Origin of the sequence: Yoonia sp., assembly GCF_036007805.1 — a bacterium.
Lineage (GTDB): Bacteria > Pseudomonadota > Alphaproteobacteria > Rhodobacterales > Rhodobacteraceae > Yoonia.
Genome location: NZ_DASYOK010000235.1, coordinates 1 through 2052, shown reverse-complemented (window position 1 = coordinate 2052; position 2052 = coordinate 1). Strand labels below are relative to the sequence as shown.

4 protein-coding genes are annotated in these 2052 nt (G+C 56.1%); all 4 read left to right on the top strand.

Annotated features, from left to right (window positions below):
- Positions 1–207: hypothetical protein (locus tag VGP75_RS12975; protein ID WP_327544072.1), on the top strand; the 207-nt coding region annotated here is incomplete at its 5' end.
- Positions 194–679, top strand: coding sequence for a packaged DNA stabilization gp4 family protein (locus VGP75_RS12970; RefSeq protein ID WP_327544071.1), 486 nt, complete (start codon positions 194–196; stop codon positions 677–679). The genes VGP75_RS12975 and VGP75_RS12970, both read left to right, overlap by 14 nt.
- Positions 679–1119, top strand: coding sequence for a hypothetical protein (locus VGP75_RS12965; RefSeq protein ID WP_327544070.1), 441 nt, complete (start codon positions 679–681; stop codon positions 1117–1119). Before VGP75_RS12970 ends, VGP75_RS12965 begins: the two co-directional genes overlap by 1 nt.
- Positions 1120–2052 (top strand): packaged DNA stabilization protein (locus tag VGP75_RS12960; RefSeq protein WP_327544069.1); only part of this gene is annotated, 933 nt, incomplete at its 3' end.

The window sequence follows — 2052 nt, the reverse complement described above, 5'->3', positions numbered from 1 at the left end:
TCGGTCCCGTCGCACCACTTTGAAGGGTTCAAAATGGCTAAGAAAGTCACTCGAAAGATTAACGGCGTTCCTGAGATTATCAGCGTGTCAGATCGGCGTGCAGATGAATTGATTGCGCGCGGTTGGCAGTTGTGGGTTGAGCCTGCACCAGAGCCAAAGCCACGCAAGACATTGAAGGTTAAGGCCGAGACTGATGGGCTGGACTAAGCGCGAGATCGTTAACCAGGCATTTGAGGAGATCGGGCTTGCGGGGTATGTCTTTGACTTGCAACCGCAGCAGATCGAAAGCGCCATTCGTCGCCTTGATGCTATGATGGCAACTTGGAACGGCAAGGGCTTGCGGCTGGGGTATCCTGTGCCAAGCACACCCGGCGGCGGTGATCCAGACCAGCAGGCAAATGTAAGCGACATGGCGGTTGAGGCCATGATTTTGAATTTAGCGGTTCGCATTGCGCCTATCTATGGCAAGACGGTATCGCCCGACACAAAGGCCACGGCCAAGGGCGCATATAATCAGCTTATGGCGCAGGCTGCACGGCCTATTGAGATGCAGAAGGACGCATGGTCAATCCCCGCTGGGGCTGGCAACAAGGGCTGGCGTGAAGAGCGTGACCCGTTCTTGCGTGAGGCGAAAGAGCAATTACAGGCTGGGCCGGATAGCCTATTGGAGTTTGACTGATGACTGAGATCAATAAGCTAACAGCTACAGACGCTCTTGCGGCTGGTGACTTGCTGCCTGTTTACAAGCAATCGCAGGGCGATACGCGCAAGGCAAGCGTGACAACCTTGATTGACTATATCAACACCAACGCGGCTATCTCAGGCCAGCAGGTGACGCAGTACGCAGCGCCAAGTGCCACGGCATTCACTGTCACGGTAAACGCTGGCGACGTGTGGTTGATCCTCACGCCAACGGGTACGCTTGCGGCTGGTACGATTGCACTGCCTGACGGCCCAAGCGACCGCGACACGGTAACGGTGAATTGCACTCAAATTGTGACGACGCTCACTGTGTCGTCTGCCAAGACCGTGACGGGTGCGCCCACAACGCTTGCGGCCAATTCGTTCTTTACGATGCGCTATGACGCGGTTGCGGGTGCTTGGTATCGGATCGGGTAGATGCAAATCCCTATCCTGAGCGGCACATTTGCGGACGTATCGCCGGACTACCGCACAAGCTATCCACGCAACCTTGTGCCTGTGCCTAAAAACACGGGCATATCGGAGGGCTATTTGCGGCCCGCTGAGGGCATTGTAGCAGCTGGCACAGGACCGGGCGTTGACCGTGGCGGCATTAACTGGAACGGCGTCCTGTATCGCGTCATGGGGACTAAGCTGGTGTCCATCAGCGCGGGCAATGTGGTGACTGAGATAGGCGACGTGGGCGGCACGGGCCGCGTGACGTTTACTTACGGCTTTGAGTATCTGGCTGTTGCATCGGGTGGCAATCTTTGGCTTTACGATGGCACAACATTGGCTCAGGTAACTGACCCTGACCTGTTGACCGTGCTTGATGTGGTGTGGGTTGATGGGTACTTTATGACAACGGACGGTGAGTTCCTTGTTGTCACTGAATTGGATGACCCGTTCGAGGTGAACCCACTCAAGTATGGCTCTTCTGAGGCTGACCCTGACCCGGTGCTTGCGCTGTTAAAGCTGCGCAACGAGGTCTATGCGTTGAACCGCTACACGATTGAGGTGTTCGACAACGTGGGCGGCACTGGCTTTCCGTTCCAGCGGATTAATGGCGCGCAAATCCAAAAGGGATGCGTTGGCACACACGCCTGTTGTGAGTTCATGGACAACATCGCATTTCTAGGCGGCGGCATGAATGAGGCCCCGTCTGTGTTTGTTGGTGCAAACGGTTCTGCGGCTAAGATTGCGACCCGCGAGATTGAGGAAATCTTGCAGGAATACACCGAAGCGGAACTGGCAACGGCTTTCCTAGAGGCGCGCGTTGATCGGGCGCACGAGCACCTGATTATTCACCTGCCACGTCACTGCCTTGTCTTTGACGGTGTGGCGACCACATCGCTAGGTGTGCCTGTCTGG